Genomic DNA, 17,505 nt, shown 5'->3' on the forward strand with positions numbered 1-17,505 from the left:
GTGTTGGACCCGAGGGTGGCGGTGAACTGACCCGAGCCGTTCACGGTGACGCTGTTGCCGGTCTGTACGTCGCAGTAGGCGCCCGCCGCCAGCGACGTCTGGAAGGTGCGGGTCAGCGAGCCGGACTCGTGGTTGATCGCGACGTACGCCTTGCTGCCTCGACCGAAGGCGATGGCGTCGGCGCCGTTGTCCCACCAGTTGGTGACGGACTGGCCGCGAGCGGTGTTGCGGAGGGCGACCATCTTCTTGATCTCCGGCCACGCGTGCTGGCACTTCCAGCCGTCCTGCCAGCAGGCGTTGACCGCGCCGCCGTTGGGCGGGCCGGCGTCCTTGTCGCTCCACTCGTAGCCCGAGTTGATGTCGGGCGAGCCGTAGGGCCAGGCCAGCATGAAGACGTTGGCCAGGGTGTAGTTCGCGCCGTCCTTGTAGTTGAGCGTGTCGCCACCGCGCTCGGTGTCGTGGTTGTCGACGAAGACGGCCGAGCTGCCCGAGGACATGTAGCCCCAGCCCTCGCCGAAGTTGTTCAGGTAGGCGAGGTTCTCGTTGTTGAAGACCCGCTTCAGGTCGCGGGCGTAGCGGAACTCCTGGACGTCGCCGTTGCCGAGGTACTCGCTGGGCGAGACCGCCTCCCCGGCGCCATAGATGGCCTCCTGCTTCCAGTAGACGTTCGGGTTGCTCAGGCGCGACTTGATGTTGGCCAGGTCGGAGGCGGCCATGTGCTTGGCGGCGTCGATCCGGAAGCCGTCGACGCCGAGCGAGAGCAGGTCGTTGAGGTAGCCGGCGATCTTGCCGCGTACGTAGTCCTCACCGGTGTCGAGGTCGGCGAGACCGACCAGCTCGCACTCCTGGACATTGGTGCGGTCCTGGTAGTTGCTGATCTGTGCGGTGCAGTTGTCGAGGTCGTAGGACGAGTAGAGACCGGGGTAGTCGTACTTGCTGTAGGACGAGCCACCCGTGCCGGTGCCGGAACCCGCGGACATGTGGTTGATGACGGCGTCGGCGACAACCTTCACACCGGCGGCGTGGCAGGTGTCGACCATGTTCTTGAAAGCGGTGCGGTCGCCCAGTCGGCCCGCGATCTTGTAGCTGACGGGCTGATAGGACGTCCACCACTGCCCGCCCTGGATGTGCTCCTGGGGTGGGGAGACCTGGACGTAGCCGTAGCCGGCCGGGCCGAGGGTGGTGGTGCACTCCCTGGCTACGGAGGCGAAGTTCCATTCGAACATCACCGCGGTGACGTCCTTGTCTCCCGGTGGCGCGGCCTGTGCTGGGGCCGAGACCGGGATCGTGAGCGCGACAGCAGCTCCCGCCGAGAGGGCAAGTGCGGCAGCCATGGCGGTTCTGGCGATGGATTGTCTGGCCATGGTTCCTCCTATGTCGAAGGCTGAATCTTGCTGCAAGATCTTGCAGAGAGACCGTAGGGTGATCGCCGTCACACGTCAACCCTCGGGAGGTCACAGAAAGAACTTGCACCGCCAGAAGGGGATCTGACGGTGCAAGTGTTTGCGCAAACTTTCAGCGCGCGGTCAGGAGGAGGTCAGGACCAGCCCGCTCGTGGGTACACCGGTGCCCGCGGTGACGAGCACGCGCGCTGCACCGGCGACCTGGTTCACCGAGGTGCCGCGCACCTGGCGTACGCCCTCGGCGATGCCGTTCATACCGTGCAGGTAGGCCTCGCCGAGCTGGCCGCCGTGGGTGTTGATCGGCAGTCGTCCACCGAGCTCGATGGCCCCGTCGCGTACGAAGTCCTTGGCCTCTCCCCTGCCGCAGAAGCCGAGCTCCTCGAGCTGCATGAGTACGTAGGGGGTGAAGTGGTCGTAGAGCACGGCGGTGTCGATGTCGGCCGGGGTGAGGCCGGACTGGCGCCAGAGATCCTTGGCGACGACGCCCATCTCCGGGATGCCGATCTCGTCGCGGTAGTAAGAGGTCATCACGTACTGGTCGGCGGCGCTGCCCTGGGCGGCCGCGGCGATGGTGACCGGCGGATTGCCCAGGTCACGGGCCCGCTCGGGACTGGTGACGACGATCGCGACCGCACCGTCGGACTCCTGGCAGCAGTCGAGCAGGTGCAGCGGGTCGGCGATCATCCGGGAGGCCTGGTGGTCCTCGAGCGTGATCGGCTTCTGGTAGAAAAACGCCTTCGGGTTGGTCGCGGCGTGGCGCCGGTCGGCGACGGCGACGGCACCGAAGTCCGCGCTGGTCACCCCGTAGTCGTGCATGTAGCGGCGGGCCTGCATCGCGACCGTCGCCGCCGGGGTCGAGAGGCCGAGCGGGTAGGTCCAGGAGTTGTCGATGCCGTTGGTGTTGACCTGCTGCGCGGCCCACGACTGCACCTGGCCGAACCGCTGGCCCGAGCGCTCGTTGAATCCGCGGTAGGCGACGACGACGTCCGCGACGCCCGTCGCGACCGCCATCGCGGCCTGCTGGACCGTCGCGCACGCGGCGCCGCCGCCGTAGTTGATGCGGGAGAAGAACCGCAGGTCGCCGAGGCCGAGCTCGCGGGCCAGGGCGATCTCTGAGCTGGTGTCCATGGTGAACGTGGTCAGCCCGTCGACGTCTGCCGCGGTGAGCCCTGCGTCCTTCAGCGCCGCCCGGGTCGCCTCGACGCTGAGCTGGAGCTCGGAGCGCCCCGACTCCTTGGAGAACTCGGTCGCGCCGATGCCGACGATCGCCGCCTTGTTGCTCAGGCTCATGCGGCGACCCTCACGGTCCCGGTCACATGGGCACCGAGGGAGACCGAGCCGGTGACCTTGATGGTGGCGACGCCGTCGACCACCTCGGTGACCTCGCCGGAGAACGACAGCGTGTCGTAGGGGTAGGCCGGGGCGCCCAGGCGGATCGAGATCCCCTTGATCTGCACGTCGGCCCCGGCCCAGTCCGTGACGTAGCGCTCGCACAGCGCCGTCGAGGTCAGGATGTTCATGAAGATGTCCTTCGAGCCGGCAGCCTGGGCACGGTCGCGGTCGTGGTGCACGTCTTGGAAGTCGCGCGTCGCGATCGCGGTCGAGACGACCAGCGTCGGGGTGATCGGGAGCTCCCAGACGGGAATCTTCTCTCCGGTACGCACCTTCATGGCCTCCTCCAGATCGGGAGCGTCAGCTCCTCGTCGATGACGTTCCAGTCGACGACGAGTCGTTCGCCGATCTGCAGGGCGTCCTCGCCCTCGGGTGGCACGCCGGTCACCTCCGCCACGATGCGTACGCCCTCGGGCAGGTCCAGCAGCGCCACCACCAGCGGGAGCTCCTTGCCGGGCAGTTTCGGGGCATGGATCGCGGTGAACGAGTAGACCGTTCCCTCGCCGCTCGCGACGACGTAGCCGCGGTCGTAGGCGTCACAGGCCAGGCACGCCGGGCCCGGCGGATGCCGCAGGGCGCCGCACGCGTTGCAGCTCTGGATCCGCAGCTCCTGCTTCGCGGTGCCTTCGAAGAAGTACGCGTTGTCCCGGCCGATCACTGGGCGTACGGGGCCGCTCATGCCCCGCCGCCCTGGTTCTTGGGGACGAACTTGAGAACCCGGAACAGCATCGTCGCGACCCGCTCCTCGCCCACGTACCAAGTGCTCTTCGAGGTGACGAAGTAGCCGACACCCATGCCGGTGCTCTTCGGGCCGACGACCGAGTCGAGCGCGGTGGTGACCCGCACCTGCTCGCCGACGCGGAGGTAGCGGTCGTAGCTCTGCTCGGAGTTGGTGCCGAGGACGCCGTTGAACCCGGCGTCGGTGAGGACGTTCATCATCGCGTGCAGCGGATCGCGGTCGGGATGACGACCGCCCTGGCCGTACATCGTCCACACCTGCGCCATCGACGGCGGAGCCTCGCCCTGGTGGAACCGCTCGGACTCCAGGCCCATCGACTCGAGCCAGTTGTTGATCGTGGGCTGGTTGACCAGGTCGCGGGCGTCGCGCTCGGCGGCCTCGCCCCACGCCTTGACCTCCTCGGCGGCGGCCATGATCTTCTCGTGAACGGCCTCGTCCACGAGCATCTGCTTCTCCGCGTTCATCGGGGCACCCTCGGCATCTCGAGACCGAACATCGCGATCAGCTCGCGCTGGACCTCCTGGACGCCGCCACCGAAGGTGAGCACGAGGTTCCGCTTCGCCTGGGCGTCGAGATAGTCGAGAAGGCTCCTCGTGACCGGATCGCCAGGATCGCCGTGCCGGTGGACCAGTGCGATCAGGTCGGCGAGCAGGTGCTGGACCTGGTCGGCAGCGAAGACCTTCGAGGAGGAGGCGTCGGCGACCTCGATCTCGCCGCTCTCGGCCGCTCGCGCGACCTCCCAGTTGAGCAGCTCGTTGACGCGGAAGACCGCGGTGGTCTTCCCGATCTGCGCGCGTACATCCGGGCTGTCGGCAATGCCCTGAGCGGTCGCCCAACGCAGGACGCGGTCGCGCAGACCCTCGATGCGGCCGGCCGGGCCGAGCATGACGCGCTCGTGGTTGAGCTGGGTCGTGATCAGCTTCCAGCCCTTGTTCTCCTCCCCCACCAACATGTCGACCGGGACGCGGACGTCGTTGAAGTAGGTCGCGTTGACGTGGTGGGAACCGTCGGCGGTGATGATCGGGGTCCAGGAGAAGCCCGGGTCGGTCGTGTCGACGATCAGGATCGAGATGCCCTTGTGCTTGGGGGCGTCCGGGTCGGTGCGGCAGGCGAGCCAGATGTAGTCGGCGGCGTGGCCGCCGGTGGTCCACAGCTTCTGGCCGTTGACGACGTAGTGATCGCCGTCGAGCCTCGCCGTCGTGCGGAGACTGGCCAGGTCGGTGCCGGCCTCGGGCTCCGAGTAGCCGATCGCGAAGTGCACCTCACCGGCCAGGATCCGGTTGAGGAAGAGGTCCTTCTGCTTCGTGGAGCCGTAGCGGATCAGCGTCGGGCCGACCGTCTGCAGGGTCACCGAGGGCAGGTGGACGTCGGCGTACTGCGCCTCGTTGGCGAAGATCGTCTGCTCGACCTCGCCGAGACCGTGGCCGCCGTACTCCTTCGGCCAGCCGACGCCCATCCAGCCGTCGTCGCCGAGCTGCTTGATGAGCTTCTGGTACGTCGGGCCGTGCCGGTCCCAGGAGCCCTCCGGGCCGGGATCAGCCGGCTCTTCGTGGGCCAAGCTTGCGAAATAGGCTCTGACCTCGGCCTTCAGCGATCGCTGGGCCTCGGTGAGCTCGAGGTTCTTGGTCCCCTCGGTCTCGACCGGGACGGCCTCGGCCGGGGTGTCGAGCAGATGGGCGATGTCGGTGCCCCAGGTCGTGAACCCGAGCAGCGGGTAGGTCACGTCCACCCCCATGCCGCCGTGGAGGTGGTGGCAGGTGCGGAAGGCGTACGGCGCGACCTGGCTGGCCCAGTAGGCGGCGACCTTCAGGTCGACCGTCGCGGCTCGCTGGTCCGCGATGGCGGCGACCGCGTTGTCGGCGGCGAGGTCGAGCGTGCGGGAGGTGACGTAGACGTCTGCCATCTGCAGCGCGACCGCCTGGAACTCCGCAAGGGCACGGCCGAACTGCTGCCGGTTCTTCACGTAGGCAGCGGTGAGATCCCGCGCGCCGGCAAGCACGGCCGCGGCGCTCACCGCCAGCCCGGCGGTCGCGAGGCCGGTCAGAGTCTCGTAGGCCCCTTCGCCCAGCGGCTCTGCCGCGGCACCGTCGAGCACCACGGTGTGCTGGGTCGGCTCACCCGACGTGCTCGAAGGAGCCAGCGTGACGCCCGGACCACTCGGGTCGACGAGCACCACCACCGGTTCCCCGGTGTCCTCGGCGGTCGCGGTGACCAGGAGACGCGAGCTCTCGGCGGCGTAGGTCACTGCGGTCTTGCGACCGCTGACGGTGCCGTCGCGGTAGGCGGCCGAGGGCTTCTGTGGTCGTCCCGGCTCGAGCCACGCCGGGGTCAGCAGCGTCTCGCCGCTCGCCACGCCGGGCAGGATCGCGTCCCGCTGCTCGGACGTCCCGTGGCGGGCCAGCGTCAGCGCGCCGACGGCGAGCGTCTCCCAGACCGGCACCCGCACCGCGTTCCGGCCCGCCTCCCGCAGCAGGACCGCGACCTCGGTCAGCCCGAACCCCTCGCCACCCTGGGCCTCCGGCACGGGCAGCGCGGTCAGGCCGGCACTCGCCCAGGCCGACCAGTCACCCCGGTCGGTCTCGCGGGCAAGGACCTCGGCCACCACGCTGCGTACGGCATCGAGCGTCTCGTCTCCCATGCCGAAACTGTAACGTGTTCTACTTCGAGGCGCGAGGGTCGGCCTGCAGATTCAGAGGATCAGGTTGCCCAGATCACGGACGATCTGCTGACCGATCTCGGCTGCGCCCTGGTTCGCACCTACGACGGCACCGGTCGCGATCCCCGCGACCACGCCCTTGAGGTAGTTGATGCCCCGGCGTACGACGGTGCGATCAGGCTCGTCCTTGGCGACCTCCGCCAGGACCACCCGGCCTTGGACGACCGCGTCGTTCAAGTCGTCCTCGGGGAGCCCGAGGGCGCCGAGCTGCTTCAGCACCTGGGCGACGACCGTCGCGATGTCCTCTCCTGCACCCACCGAGATGGACTGATGCTGGACGCTCTTCCGGTTGCCCATCGCCATCTGCCCGTTGAAGTCGCCGAAGAACATCGGCTCGTTGTAGATGTTCCCGCCGTCACCGCTGCCGCTCATCGATCTTCTCCCTCACGTTTCTGGACCTGCTCCACGGACTCGTTGCCCATGGCGATCTGCCCGCTGAACTCCTTGAAGAAGATCGGCGTGTTGTAGATGTTCGTCACCTGCGCGACGATCTGGTCCTTCGCACTCGCAGCGCTGGTCGTGACCGTCCGAAGCGAGGAGGTCAGACCGACGACACGCACGTAGTCGTTCTTGGTCACCGCGAGCCCGGCGGCTGCCGTCACGGTGCACCCGGCGATCTGACCGCTGCACTTGTCGAGCAGACGGAAGCCGATGTCCGCCGCGTCCTCCACCGTGGTGTCTCTGACGTCGACGAAGGCGTCATGGAGCCCGATGACGCCGATCGCGCCGGGGCCCCGGAGCCGGCTGCCTTCGAGAACCAGGGTGCTGGTGGCCATCGCGATCATCCCGAACGACTCCAGGTCGCGCAGCTCGGACCTCTTCACCACCAGGCTCGCCGAGCCCTGGACGCCGGCGCCGGCCCCCGAGTCCGCCACGACGCTCTCCGAGATCGTCAACCGGGCCTCGTCCACCGCCGAGACGGCGAGCGGGCGGCATTCACTGAGCCTTGCCCGACCGAACCTCCCCACCGACGTCCCTCGGGCGTCCAGCCCGACCGGGGTGTCGGTGACGATCAGGTCGTCGAACGTCGCCGACGAGGCCCCGAGAAGCCTGACGCCCGCGAAACTGAGCCGATTCAGCCGACAGTCCCGGAAGCGGCCCTCAGCCCCCTCGACGGCGATCCCCACCGAAGAGCCCTCGATCGTGCAGCGGCTGACGTCGACCGCGCCCCAACGGCCCACGTCCGCACCGTCACCCTTGATGAACACCCCGATCGCCCCGGGGTCTCGGATGACGCAGTCGCTGAAGGTTCCAGCGCCTCGCTCGGAGATGTTGATGCCGGTCTCCAGGCAGTCCAGGAACGCGCAGTCGCTCACTGTCGGGTTCGCACCCGAGCGTGAGGAGAGCGCGTGCCGGGCCTGGCGCACCGTCACGTTGCGTACGCTTCCGGCCGCGCCCTCGGCGAAGCCGATCGCGGTGCCCGTGTCCTCGATGGTCGTGCCGTCGATCTCGGCCCGCGCGGCAGCGCCGATGACCGCGACCATCGTGTCGTGGCACGAGACGAAGCGGCCCGAGAGGATCGTCGCGGACGAGCCTGCCTCGACACGCACCGCGCTGTGCCGCGGACGCTCGACGCGGCAGTCGCGAACATCGAGGCGCGCACCCTCGATCACCGCGATCGCGTTGTCCGGACAGGCGAACAGCTCACAGCTCACGACGGCGCCCACGGCTCCGGCGAAGAGCACCCGTCCACCACGGAAGGTGGAGTCACGCGCCTCGACCCGGGTGCCCGGCGCGGCCCAGAGAGCGATGCGACCGCGGGTCTCGACGTCGATCTCGTGAGCCTCGAGCGACCCACCCCGACAGACGACCGCCTCGCCGGCATCGGCTTCGAACCGCAGCCCCGACAGTCTCACCGTGCCGTCGCTGTCGAGAACCTGGCCCGCGGACGAGCGGATCGTCACCGATCCGGGCTCCCTGGCAACCAGCGACACGTTTCCACGCACGACCAGCTGCTCGTCGTAGGTCCCCGGCTCGATCAGGATCCTGGTCTCCCTGAGCGAGCCGGCAGCCTCCGAGAGCGCCGCCCCGATGGTGGAATGGCCGCGTCGCGCGCTGCCCGTCACGCGCATCGTCCTCACCGACAAGCGCCGCCTCCCTGGGTAAAGGTTCGACCCGAGCAGCCTAGCGGCTCGCAGCTGTGGCGGCTCTGACTATCTGGGCAGGCCGAGGATCTGCTCGGCGGCCACGTTGCGGAGCACCTGGGTCGTGCCGCCGGCGATGGAGAGGCAGCGGGTGAGCTGGGACTGGTGCAGGTCCTCACGGACCTGCGGGTCGTCGGTGAGCGCCAGCGGACCCAGGAGATCGACGACGAGCTCGGAGGCGTCCTGGCGGTTGCGTACGGTCAAGAGCTTGACCACCGAGGACTCCGCGCCGGGTCCGCGTCCGGCGAGCGCCTTGAGCGTGGACCGGACGCCGAGCAGCGCGCAGACCGTGGAGAGCGCGACGGCGTGGCCCACCCGGGCGAGATCGGACTCGCCGCGGCCCTTGGCGAGCTCGACCGCGCGTTCGACGCTGCCGCCGAGGTTGGTCGAGGCCATCGCGACCCGCTCGTTGGCCAGCGTCGTGCGGGCCAGGCGCCAGCCGCCGTCGACATCGCCCACGACGAGCTCGTCGGGCACGAACACGTCGTCGAGGAACACCTCGTTGAAGAGCGCGTCACCGGTCAGCTCGCGCAGCGGGCGGACGTCGATCCCCTCGCTGCGCATGTCCACCAGGAAGTAGGTGATGCCTTTGTGCTTGGGGACCTCGGGGTTCGTCCGCGCCAGGCAGATGGCCCAGTCGGCCTCGGCCGCCAGGGAGGTCCACACCTTCTGGCCGGTCAGCCGCCAGCCGCCGTCGACGCGCTCGGCGCGGGTGGCCAGCGAGGCCAGGTCGGAGCCGGCGCCGGGCTCGCTGAAGAGCTGGCACCAGACGATCCGGCCACGCAGCGAGGCTTCGACGAACCGCTCACGCTGGGCGTCGGTGCCGTGCTTGAGGATGGTCGGCACGGCCCAGCCCGCGATCTTGATGTCGGGGCGGGACACCCCGGCCGCGGTGAGCTCCTCGTCGATCACGAGCTGTTCGACAGGACCGGCACCGAGGCCGTACGGAGCGGGCCAGTGCGGCGCGAGCAGAGCGGCGTCGACGAGCGCGTCGCGGCGTTCCGCCTCGGGAAGCGCCGCGATCGTCGCGATCGCCTTCCGCACTCGGGGACGGACCGCCTCGTCCTTGCCGTCGAGGTCGACACGGACCGAGCGGCGTACCCCGGCCACGGCGTGCCCGGCCAGCGCGACCGCGTGGGCGTCGCCGCCACCGAGGAGGCTGCGCAGGGCGACCGCGCGGCGCAGGTAGAGGTGGGCGTCGTGCTCGAAGGTGAAGCCGATGCCGCCGAGGACCTGGATGCAGTCCTGGGCAGCCATGACGGCGCCGTCGATCGCCGTGACACCCGCGACCTCGGCGGCGAAGGACCACTGATCGGGATCGGCGTCGTCGGCCGAGGCGGACGCGTCCCAGGCGGTCGCGGCCGCCGCCTCGGCCGTCTCCAGCATCTGGGCGCACAGGTGCTTGATCGCCTGGAACGACCCGATCGGCGCGCCGAACTGCTCGCGCACCTTGGAGTACTCCACGGCCGTCGTCAGACACCACCGCGCGATCCCGGCGGCCTCGGCGGCAGCGAGGGTGAGTGCCGTACGCCGCACCGCTTCGACGCGCAGTCCCGGGACCTCGACCGCCTCGCCGGCGTCGACGTCGACCTTCACCTCGGCGACCCGCCTGGTCAGATCGGGGCCCACCTGGGGACGTACGTCCACCTGCTCGGCCGCGACGAAGAACCAGCGCTCCGCGCCATCGGACCCGCGGGCGCCGAGCAGCAGACGTGCCGATCCCCCGCCGTCGTAGACGACGGGAACCGTTCCTCGCAGGCGCTCACCGAGCTCCAGGACCGGGTCGAGCGCGATCCCGCAGCCCCCGGCGGCGACAGCACCCACCACGTCGCCGAGCCCGGCCGCGCCGGCATGGAAGGCCGCGACCGCACTGCCCAGCAGCGGACCCGGGAGCAGCTCGTGGGCGCAGGCCTCGAGCGCGACGGCCGCGTCCAGCAGCGTTCCGCCACCACCGTTCGGCTCGGGCGCCGCGATGGCGGCGACGCCGTACTCCTCGACACCTCGCCACACCTCGTCGAAACCTGCGGAGGCGACGCCCTCGGCGGCGCGGGCGAGCGCGATGCCGCCCAGCCCTTTGGCCCAATCGCACAAGCTTTCGCTGAGGGCTTGGTGTTCGTCGGTGATGCCGATCGGCACAGGAACCTCCTACTATTTCCGCGGCCTCTGGAATAGAGACTGATGTAGAACGTGTTACAAGTCTAGACTCACGGAAGAACGTGTTTCACTCTCGGGCGCCGATGCGGTTAGCCTGAGATCCACAGATCGAGATCCGGTCATAGTCCTAGGGGGGACAACCAGTGACGTCCGTCAGCACGGAGCCACGAGACACCGACGGCCCTACCCCGGCCACCGCACCCACCGGCGGTTCCGCGGCCCAGCGAGAGCGCCGCCGGCGCATCCTCGACGCCACGATCAAGCTCGCCGCCGAGGGCGGCTTCGACGCCGTGCAGATGCGCGCGGTAGCCGAGCAGGCCGAGGTCGCGCTCGGCACCCTCTACCGCTACTTCCCCTCGAAGATCCATCTGCTGGTCTCCGCGCTGGCGCGTGAGTTCACCAAGGACGTCGACCGCTCCGCCATCCGCGCGACGCCGGGCGACACCGCCCACGAGCGGATCATGTACGTCCTCAACCGCCGCACCCGCGCCCTGCAGAAGCAGCCCAAGCTCACCGAGGCCCTGGTCCGCGCCTTCATGTTCGCCGACCAGTCGGTGACCGGCGAGATCCACGAGGTCGGCACCAGCCTGACCACCGTCATCGCCCGCGCCATGCACGGCACCCCCGACCACGGAGAGGTCACCGAGGAGGAGGCCGCCATCATCCGGATCATCTCCGACGTATGGCTCTCCGCCCTGATCTCCTGGGTCACCGGCCGCATGGACTCCGAGGACGTCGAGAAGTCGATCGACGTCGCCGTACGCCTCCTGCTGCGCTGACCCTGCCGAGACGTCACCCCCGTCGGCCGAGGCGTCACTCCGGTCGGTCGAGTCGGCACCGCAGTGACGTGTCGAGCGACGTAGCTGACGCCTCGGCCTAGTTGCAGTCGGTCGGCTTCTCGATGGTCGCCGCCTCCTCGGGTGTCATCGCGTGGTCGCAGCTTCCGTTCCAAGTGAGATCGTACGGATGCCCCTCGGCCCAACCGGTGATCGCGAACGGTTGGTCGCCGGGCGCTTTGATCGTCATCGTCTCGCGCTTGCCATGGTCGACATAGTCGGCCTCGAGCACCCACTGGCAGGTAGGTCCCGCGCTGGTCGCCTCGATCGAGATCACCACCGTCTCGCCCTTGGCCAGCGTGACCGTCCCGCCGTCGAAGTACGCCGAGCCGTCCTTCGCCGAGGTCAGCTGGGGGACGTTCGCGTCGATGGCCGTCGTCAGCTCGATCTTTGTGCCTTCACCCTGCGGGAGGTCCTCGACGAGCGTTCCGGCCTCGAGCCGCTTCGTGCACGGTCCGGTCCGTTCGGGACGCAGATCGGTGATCACCACCGGGTCACTGTGTCGCCCGACGAGAGTCACCTCCCAGGTGATGTAGCCGGCGGCGTACCACTCGTGCTGGGCCTCCCACTCGGGGTCGTTGATCGACTCCGTCGCGTCGCTCCGGCTCTCGAACCGCCCTGCGTCGGAGTTCGGGATCAGCACACGACCGCTCACCGGCTGACGGCGTACGTCCACGACCTTGATGCCGTCGCCCGGCTCGCTCCATCCGTCGGGCAGCAGGCCGGCGAACAGGCTCTGCAGGCCGGAGGTGAAGGTGGCGGCCAGAGCCACCAGGATCACGCCGACGACCCAGGTGGCCGGCTTCCTCACCAATGACGCCAGCCGCCCCTGCTTGGAGGCATCGGCCTCACTCGACCTCTGCTTCGGCATCAGCCCGCGCTCCTCTCGAGAATCGGTGGGCGATGGCCACCGCGACGCCGGTGATCCAGCCGAAACAGACAGCGAATCGAACGCCCCGAGCGGCGGTGTCGAGCGCCCAGTAGGGAGTCGCCAGGGCGAACTCGTCCTCCGGCGCGAGCGCGCCGACGAACAGGCCGACAACCGCGGCGAGCACGGCCAGGACGCCCCAGCACAGCAGCACGATCGAAAGTACGCCCGGCCCTCCCTCGCGTGGCCATCGCGTCACGACCACCAGGATCACCAGCCACACCAGCACCGCGAGAGCGGCCGAACCCAAGGCCGGCGGCAACCAGACCGAGGTGTCGAAGCTGCCGCTGAGGGAATGCGGGTTGTGCGGCGGCGAGAGGCTGGCATGGGCGAACCAGACCAGGCGGACCCACGCCTCGCGGGGACTCACGTCCGTCCCGTACGGGTCCGCGTCCGGACCATAGTCCCAGACGAAGCCTCCGACGAGAGCCAGCACGAGTATCGGCAGCACGCCCCAGGTCGCGATCCGGGCAGCACGCGCCCGTCCGAAGACCTCCCTCGACGCTTCCGGCATCGCGCCGTCATCGTCCGTTCCACCGCCCGCGCGCAGGGCGAGAGCGGCAATCTGGGCGAACGCCGCGGCCGCATAGGCCGCGTAGCCGCCGAACACACCCACGACCAGACCGAGCCAGATCCCGTCGTCGGGCACCACCCAGATGACCGCCGGCAATGACGACGGCCCGCCGCGGATTCCGAGGACGGTCTGGAAGATCACGAACAGGTTCGTCAGGCCTCCCGCGAGAACGCTCGCGCACAGCACGCGCCCGGCAACCGCGTAGGCGCCGTCCGAGGCCGTACGCAGGCTCGCGTAGACCAGAGCCACGAGCAGGGCCGTGAACACCGCGGTCGGCCAACCTGACACCGGTGCGACGGGATATCCCTCGTTCATCACCGCCGATCCCCACAGGAACGAGAACCCATCGACCATCCGGGCCAGCACGTCCCCGAACCAGGCGAATCCTCGTGTGCTCCACAGCGCTGAGATGTCGCCGACGTACACCGGGATCGCCAAGGCCAGGCTGTAGAGGAACGCGAACGCGCTGAGCACCGCAACGGTGGCGAACGCACCGCGTCGTCGAGACATGTTCAGATGGCCTTCGGTTCGTCCCCGCTGACTGAAACCTTCGCGCCGCAGTATGCCGGAGACCGGCCTGCCGTGTGGCCGACTCACCCACGTCGAGGCGTCACCCCCGTCGGCCGAGTTGGCACCACGGTGACATCTCGGCCGACGTACGCGACGCCTCGGCCGACGTAGGTGACGCCTCGGCCGCGGTCAGCCGCCGAAGGCGTGGGTGGCGGTGGCGCCGCCGTCGATGGCGATCTCGGCGCCGGTGACGAAGCCGGACTCGTCGGAGGCCAGGTAGACGTAGAGGGGCGCGATGTCGGCCGGGTGGCCGACGCGCTTGAGGGCGACCTTCGAGGCACCGAACTCCATGGCGGCGTCATCGGCGCCGACGCCGCGGGTCATCGAGGTGTCGATCATGCCGGGGTGGACCGAGTTGACCCGGATGCCGCTGGGGCCGAGCTCGAGGGCGGCGGCCTTGGTCATCCCACGGATGGCGAACTTGGTGGAGGTGTAGCCGGCCACGAACGCCATCCCCGCCAGGCCCTCGATCGAGGAGGCGTTGATGATCGAGCCGCCACCGTTCTCCTTCATCGTCGTGATCACCGAGCGCATCCCGAGGAAGCAGCCGAGGGTGTTGACCCGCCACAGCAGCTCGAACTCCTCGACCGGCTGGGTCAGGATCTCGCCGAAGCGCAGGATGCCGGCGTTGTTGGCGAGGATGTTGACCGAGCCGTACGCCTCGGCGGTCTCGGCCACCAGCGCGGTCCACGACTCCTCCGAGCTCACGTCGTGGTGCACGAAGAGCGCCGCCTCACCCAGCTCCTCGGCGAGGAGCTTCCCTGGCTCGTCGGCCACGTCGGCGATGACGACCTTGGCACCCTCCGCCACGAAGGCGCGCGCTATCGCGGCCCCCTGGCCCTGCGCGCCACCGGTGACGATCGCGATCTTGCCCGCGAGACGTGCCATCACTGCTCCTTGTCGTCCTTCAGCTTGAGCTGCATGATCGAGTCGGCCGAGAAGCCGGCCTCGGGGTCGCGGTCGGCGAACCAGCCGCCGACCTGCTTGTCGAGCGAGTCCATGTCCCAGGCCGCGTTGTCGAAGCGCTCGGCCACCGTGGGTGGCGCGAGGACGGCGATCATCCCGCCGTAGACGACGAAGACCTGCCCGGTGATCGCGGCGGCGGCCGGCGAGGCGAGGTAGGTGACCAGCGGCGCCACGTGCTCGGCGCCGTAGGAGTCACCCGTGAGCACACCCTCGGTCATCGCGGTCGCGGCCCGCGGGCAGATCGCGTTGGCGCGTACGCCGGAACGGCCCATCGAGCGCGCCGTCGACATCGTCAGCGCGGTGATCCCGGCCTTCGCGGCGCCGTAGTTGGCCTGTCCGGGAGGCCCGGACAGGAACGCCTCCGAGGAGGTGTTCACCACCGCGGCGTCCACCGGTGCGCCCGTCGACTTCGCCACCGAGCGCCAGTGCGCCGAGGCATTGCGGGTCAGCAGGAAGTGGCCACGGAGGTGGATGCGTACGACGAGGTCGAACTCCTCGTCCGACATGTTGAAGAGCATCTTGTCGCGGGTGATGCCCGCGTTGTTGACCACGATGTCGAGCCCGCCGAAGCCGTCGACGGCCGCGGCGAGCATCGCGTCGGCGGTGGCACGCTCGCTCACGTCGCCGGCCGCGATCACCGCCTCGCCGCCGAAGCCGCGGATCTCCTCGGCTGCCTCCTCCGCCGCACCGGGCAGGTCGTTGAGCACCACCCGGGCCCCGGCCCGGGCCAGAGCGACGGCCTCGGCACGCCCGAGACCCGCTCCGGCGCCCGTGACGATCGCCCGCTTGCCATCCAAGTCGATGCTCACGTGGTGCTACTCCTCGATCCTCAGGGCCGCCTTGGGGCAGCCGGCCACGGCCTGCTCGACGCGGTCGCGGTTCTCGTCGGTCACCGTCGGGTCCTCGATCTGCAGGAAGTCGTCGTCATCGATCTCGAACACATCGGGAGCGAACGCCTCGCACATCCCGTTGGACTCGCACAGGTCGAAGTCCGCGATCACCTTTGCCATGTCGGTCTCCTTTGTCCTTCGCCGTCGTTGAGCTCAGCCTTGGCCGGGCAGCGCGCCCAGCTTGCGGTGGTCCCAGCTGGCGACCTTGTCGGGCTCGATGACGATGCCGACGCGCTTGTGCGCCTGCTTCGAGACTAGGTCCTCGCCGAGCTCACCCAGGTCGGCTCCACCGGCCATCCGGGTCATCACCCGCGACCCGATGCCCTTGATCTCGTCATAGTCCTCGACGAGCCTCGCCGTCCCGGTGATGCTCACCCCACGCAGCTCGAAGTAGTCCACGCCGTCCTCCACCAGGCAGGTGACCCGCGGGTCACGCCGCAGGTTGCGGACCTTCTGGGAGGACCCGTACGTCCAGAAGGCGATCTTGCCCTCGTCGAGCACGTAGAACAGCGTGGTCAGGTGCGGGGCACCGTCGGCACCGACGGTCGCGACCTGCACCTTCATCTGCGAGCCGAGGAAGTCCTCGATCTCGGCGTCGGTCAGCTGTACGGACTGGCGGGAGCCGGCCATGTGCCCTCCTCGAGCAGTGAAACTAGAACACGTTCTACCATAGCAGGGACAGGAGTGTCCCTGGGAACAACCTCATCATGAGATCTGGGTCGCGGACTAGGAGGCGGCCGTCATCTCGGAGATCAGCCAGCCGCCGTCGTCCTTGACCAGCGTCAGCACCTCCCAGGTCGGGCTGACCACGGTGTTCTTCGTCTTCGGCGCGGTCGCGCTCTGGTTGACGAAGAGCAGCACCTTCGCAGAGTCCTCGGTGGCCGAGATGATCGAGGCGGCACAGTCCTCGTCGACGCAGGCCTTGCCCTCCTCGGCGGCCTTCGCACCCTCCTCGGAGAGCGGCGCCACCTCGGCGTCGACCTTGATGCCGAGATCGGCCTGCTCCTTGCGCTTGTCCTCGCCCGGCAGCGTCTTCTCGTAGTCCTTCTGCATCGCCGGCGTCATCAGCTTCTTCGCCGCCGCGATGTCCTTCTCCGCGCTGGCCGCCTGGTAGGACATCACCGTCTGGGTCAGCCCGATCGAGTGCTCCATGATCGCCGCCCGGGACCCGGCCGCGGTCAGCTCACCGCTCGGCGCCACGTCGTCGTTCGAGGCCAGGTCGATGGCCAGCCAGAGCACGCCGCCGGCCACCAGGACGAGTACGCCGAGAACGGCCGTCAGCACCCGGCTGCCGTCGCCCAGCCACCGCTCGGCGAACCCGGCACGCGCCTCGGTCTCAGACTCACCCTCATCCTCAGCTTGAGACTCTTCCTCGGTCTCGGAGCCGTCGGTTTCAGCGTCCTCGGTCTCAGCGTCCTCGGGCTCAGCGGCGCCGACGGCGCTGTCCTCCGGAGCAGCCACCTCGTCACGTACGTCCTTGTCCTGCTCCTCGGCCGGAGGCAGCAGGTCGGAGCCGCAGTAACGGCACTTGATCGCGGCGGCCTTGATCGTCTCCGCGCAGAAGGGGCACTCCTTCTGCCCGGTGGAGACCGATCCGTTCGCTCGTACGCCTGTCATCAGTTGACTCCTGCCAGGTCGGACATGCGCCATCCGTCCTTCGTCTTGTCCAGCGACACCTTGAACCGGTACTTCGAGCAGCGCGCACCCTCGTAGGGGCAGGTGTCGCTCTTCTTCAGCTCAGCGGTCTGGCTGCTGGTGACGACCGAGTCCACGGCGACCAGCACGACCGCCTTCTTCGACCCGATCGCGCGGATGCCGACCTGCTTGACCTTGCCCTTGGACACGGTCTGGGCGGGGATCGCGGCCTGCCGGATCTGCTCGGCGATGGCGGTGTACTCCTTGCCGAAGGTGCCGGTCGAGATCTCCTTGACCGCCTGGATCCGTGGGTCCATGTCGCGGTAGTCGACGTCGAGGAAGGCGATCACGCCGTCCTCGGCGACCGCCTTCACCTCGTCGTAGTCGGCGGCCGCGGCCTCGGCGGGCGTCGTCCAGGGAAGCACCCGGGCGCCACCGATGAACACGGCGGCCGCCAGCACGACCAGGACCACCACCACCGCCGCGAGGACGGTGTTGACCCGCCCCAGTCTGGCCAGGGAGAGCTTGACGTCGAGGGAGTTGTCGGATGGCATCTGG

Annotated in this window: 18 protein-coding genes; 1 reads left to right on the forward strand and 17 read right to left on the reverse strand. The window is 69.1% G+C overall.

Translation table 11 applies throughout. The annotated features are described in order from the left end of the window. The 9 genes from ACFU7D_RS12395 to ACFU7D_RS12435 all read right to left on the reverse strand — a co-directional run. The coding region (locus ACFU7D_RS12395) for an alpha-amylase family protein (RefSeq protein ID WP_378867392.1) at positions 1 to 1,364 on the reverse strand (1,364 nt) is incomplete at its 3' end. A gap of 162 nt (positions 1,365 to 1,526) precedes the next feature. After that, positions 1,527 to 2,693: a lipid-transfer protein gene (locus tag ACFU7D_RS12400; protein WP_378867394.1), complete on the reverse strand. Its 1,167-nt coding sequence runs from the start codon at positions 2,691 to 2,693 to the stop codon at positions 1,527 to 1,529. Then, the gene (locus ACFU7D_RS12405; RefSeq protein ID WP_378867396.1) at positions 2,690 to 3,073 is read right to left on the reverse strand and encodes a MaoC family dehydratase; all 384 of its coding nucleotides are present in this window, start codon (positions 3,071 to 3,073) and stop codon (positions 2,690 to 2,692) included. The genes ACFU7D_RS12400 and ACFU7D_RS12405 overlap by 4 nt, the downstream gene beginning before the upstream one ends. After that, a complete protein-coding gene (locus tag ACFU7D_RS12410) occupies positions 3,070 to 3,474 on the reverse strand; it encodes a Zn-ribbon domain-containing OB-fold protein (protein ID WP_378867398.1) in 405 nt (134 codons plus the stop codon). Before ACFU7D_RS12410 ends, ACFU7D_RS12405 begins: the two co-directional genes overlap by 4 nt. Next, the gene (locus ACFU7D_RS12415) at positions 3,471 to 3,998 is read right to left on the reverse strand and encodes a MaoC family dehydratase N-terminal domain-containing protein (protein ID WP_378867400.1); all 528 of its coding nucleotides are present in this window, start codon (positions 3,996 to 3,998) and stop codon (positions 3,471 to 3,473) included. Before ACFU7D_RS12415 ends, ACFU7D_RS12410 begins: the two co-directional genes overlap by 4 nt. Next, positions 3,995 to 6,172: an acyl-CoA dehydrogenase gene (locus ACFU7D_RS12420; protein WP_378867402.1), complete on the reverse strand. Its 2,178-nt coding sequence runs from the start codon at positions 6,170 to 6,172 to the stop codon at positions 3,995 to 3,997. Before ACFU7D_RS12420 ends, ACFU7D_RS12415 begins: the two co-directional genes overlap by 4 nt. Positions 6,173 to 6,223: 51 nt before the next feature. Then, positions 6,224 to 6,622 (reverse strand): hypothetical protein, encoded by a 399-nt coding sequence (locus tag ACFU7D_RS12425; protein WP_378867404.1) that lies wholly within the window; start codon positions 6,620 to 6,622, stop codon positions 6,224 to 6,226. Further along, positions 6,619 to 8,316, reverse strand: a complete 1,698-nt coding sequence (locus ACFU7D_RS12430) for a right-handed parallel beta-helix repeat-containing protein (protein ID WP_378867406.1) — start codon at positions 8,314 to 8,316, stop codon at positions 6,619 to 6,621. Before ACFU7D_RS12430 ends, ACFU7D_RS12425 begins: the two co-directional genes overlap by 4 nt. 87 nt (positions 8,317 to 8,403) lie before the next feature. Beyond that, positions 8,404 to 10,530 (reverse strand): acyl-CoA dehydrogenase family protein, encoded by a 2,127-nt coding sequence (locus ACFU7D_RS12435; protein ID WP_378867408.1) that lies wholly within the window; start codon positions 10,528 to 10,530, stop codon positions 8,404 to 8,406. A 161-nt stretch (positions 10,531 to 10,691) separates the two neighbouring features. Here ACFU7D_RS12435 and ACFU7D_RS12440 point away from each other — a divergent pair, with 161 nt between their 5' ends. Then, the gene (locus ACFU7D_RS12440) at positions 10,692 to 11,327 is read left to right on the forward strand and encodes a TetR family transcriptional regulator (RefSeq protein ID WP_378730524.1); all 636 of its coding nucleotides are present in this window, start codon (positions 10,692 to 10,694) and stop codon (positions 11,325 to 11,327) included. A gap of 97 nt (positions 11,328 to 11,424) precedes the next feature. On the opposite strand, the gene ACFU7D_RS12445 is transcribed toward ACFU7D_RS12440, so the two are convergent. From ACFU7D_RS12445 to ACFU7D_RS12480, 8 genes are all read right to left on the reverse strand, one after another. Further along, positions 11,425 to 12,255, reverse strand: a complete 831-nt coding sequence (locus tag ACFU7D_RS12445; RefSeq protein WP_378867410.1) for a hypothetical protein — start codon at positions 12,253 to 12,255, stop codon at positions 11,425 to 11,427. Beyond that, positions 12,233 to 13,396, reverse strand: a complete 1,164-nt coding sequence (locus tag ACFU7D_RS12450; protein WP_378867412.1) for a hypothetical protein — start codon at positions 13,394 to 13,396, stop codon at positions 12,233 to 12,235. Before ACFU7D_RS12450 ends, ACFU7D_RS12445 begins: the two co-directional genes overlap by 23 nt. 189 nt (positions 13,397 to 13,585) lie before the next feature. Beyond that, a complete protein-coding gene (locus ACFU7D_RS12455; RefSeq protein ID WP_378867414.1) occupies positions 13,586 to 14,344 on the reverse strand; it encodes a glucose 1-dehydrogenase in 759 nt (252 codons plus the stop codon). Continuing rightward, positions 14,344 to 15,231, reverse strand: a complete 888-nt coding sequence (locus tag ACFU7D_RS12460) for an SDR family oxidoreductase (protein WP_378730512.1) — start codon at positions 15,229 to 15,231, stop codon at positions 14,344 to 14,346. Before ACFU7D_RS12460 ends, ACFU7D_RS12455 begins: the two co-directional genes overlap by 1 nt. A 6-nt stretch (positions 15,232 to 15,237) precedes the next feature. Further along, positions 15,238 to 15,432, reverse strand: coding sequence for a ferredoxin (locus ACFU7D_RS12465; protein WP_378730510.1), 195 nt, complete (start codon positions 15,430 to 15,432; stop codon positions 15,238 to 15,240). Positions 15,433 to 15,465: 33 nt separating this feature from the next. Then, positions 15,466 to 15,942: a pyridoxamine 5'-phosphate oxidase family protein gene (locus ACFU7D_RS12470; RefSeq protein ID WP_378730508.1), complete on the reverse strand. Its 477-nt coding sequence runs from the start codon at positions 15,940 to 15,942 to the stop codon at positions 15,466 to 15,468. A 96-nt stretch (positions 15,943 to 16,038) separates the two neighbouring features. After that, positions 16,039 to 16,929 carry a hypothetical protein gene (locus tag ACFU7D_RS12475; RefSeq protein ID WP_378867416.1) on the reverse strand — a complete coding sequence of 297 codons (891 nt, stop codon included), beginning with the start codon at positions 16,927 to 16,929 and terminating at the stop codon, positions 16,039 to 16,041. Next, positions 16,929 to 17,501, reverse strand: coding sequence for a hypothetical protein (locus ACFU7D_RS12480; RefSeq protein ID WP_378867418.1), 573 nt, complete (start codon positions 17,499 to 17,501; stop codon positions 16,929 to 16,931). The genes ACFU7D_RS12475 and ACFU7D_RS12480 overlap by 1 nt, the downstream gene beginning before the upstream one ends. Positions 17,502 to 17,505 lie beyond the last annotated feature (4 nt).

It is taken from the genome of Nocardioides sp. NPDC057577 (assembly GCF_042801335.1).
Lineage (GTDB): Bacteria > Actinomycetota > Actinomycetes > Propionibacteriales > Nocardioidaceae > Nocardioides.

Coding starts and splice junctions, on each gene's coding strand:
- ACFU7D_RS12400 (WP_378867394.1), bottom strand. CDS start 2,693: ATGAGCCTGAGCAACAAGGCGGCGATCGTCGGCATCGGCGCGACCGAG.
- ACFU7D_RS12405 (WP_378867396.1), bottom strand. CDS start 3,073: ATGAAGGTGCGTACCGGAGAGAAGATTCCCGTCTGGGAGCTCCCGATC.
- ACFU7D_RS12410 (WP_378867398.1), bottom strand. CDS start 3,474: ATGAGCGGCCCCGTACGCCCAGTGATCGGCCGGGACAACGCGTACTTC.
- ACFU7D_RS12415 (WP_378867400.1), bottom strand. CDS start 3,998: ATGAACGCGGAGAAGCAGATGCTCGTGGACGAGGCCGTTCACGAGAAG.
- ACFU7D_RS12420 (WP_378867402.1), bottom strand. CDS start 6,172: ATGGGAGACGAGACGCTCGATGCCGTACGCAGCGTGGTGGCCGAGGTC.
- ACFU7D_RS12425 (WP_378867404.1), bottom strand. CDS start 6,622: ATGAGCGGCAGCGGTGACGGCGGGAACATCTACAACGAGCCGATGTTC.
- ACFU7D_RS12445 (WP_378867410.1), bottom strand. CDS start 12,255: ATGCCGAAGCAGAGGTCGAGTGAGGCCGATGCCTCCAAGCAGGGGCGG.
- ACFU7D_RS12450 (WP_378867412.1), bottom strand. CDS start 13,396: ATGTCTCGACGACGCGGTGCGTTCGCCACCGTTGCGGTGCTCAGCGCG.
- ACFU7D_RS12455 (WP_378867414.1), bottom strand. CDS start 14,344: ATGGCACGTCTCGCGGGCAAGATCGCGATCGTCACCGGTGGCGCGCAG.
- ACFU7D_RS12465 (WP_378730510.1), bottom strand. CDS start 15,432: ATGGCAAAGGTGATCGCGGACTTCGACCTGTGCGAGTCCAACGGGATG.
- ACFU7D_RS12470 (WP_378730508.1), bottom strand. CDS start 15,942: ATGGCCGGCTCCCGCCAGTCCGTACAGCTGACCGACGCCGAGATCGAG.
- ACFU7D_RS12475 (WP_378867416.1), bottom strand. CDS start 16,929: ATGACAGGCGTACGAGCGAACGGATCGGTCTCCACCGGGCAGAAGGAG.
- ACFU7D_RS12480 (WP_378867418.1), bottom strand. CDS start 17,501: ATGCCATCCGACAACTCCCTCGACGTCAAGCTCTCCCTGGCCAGACTG.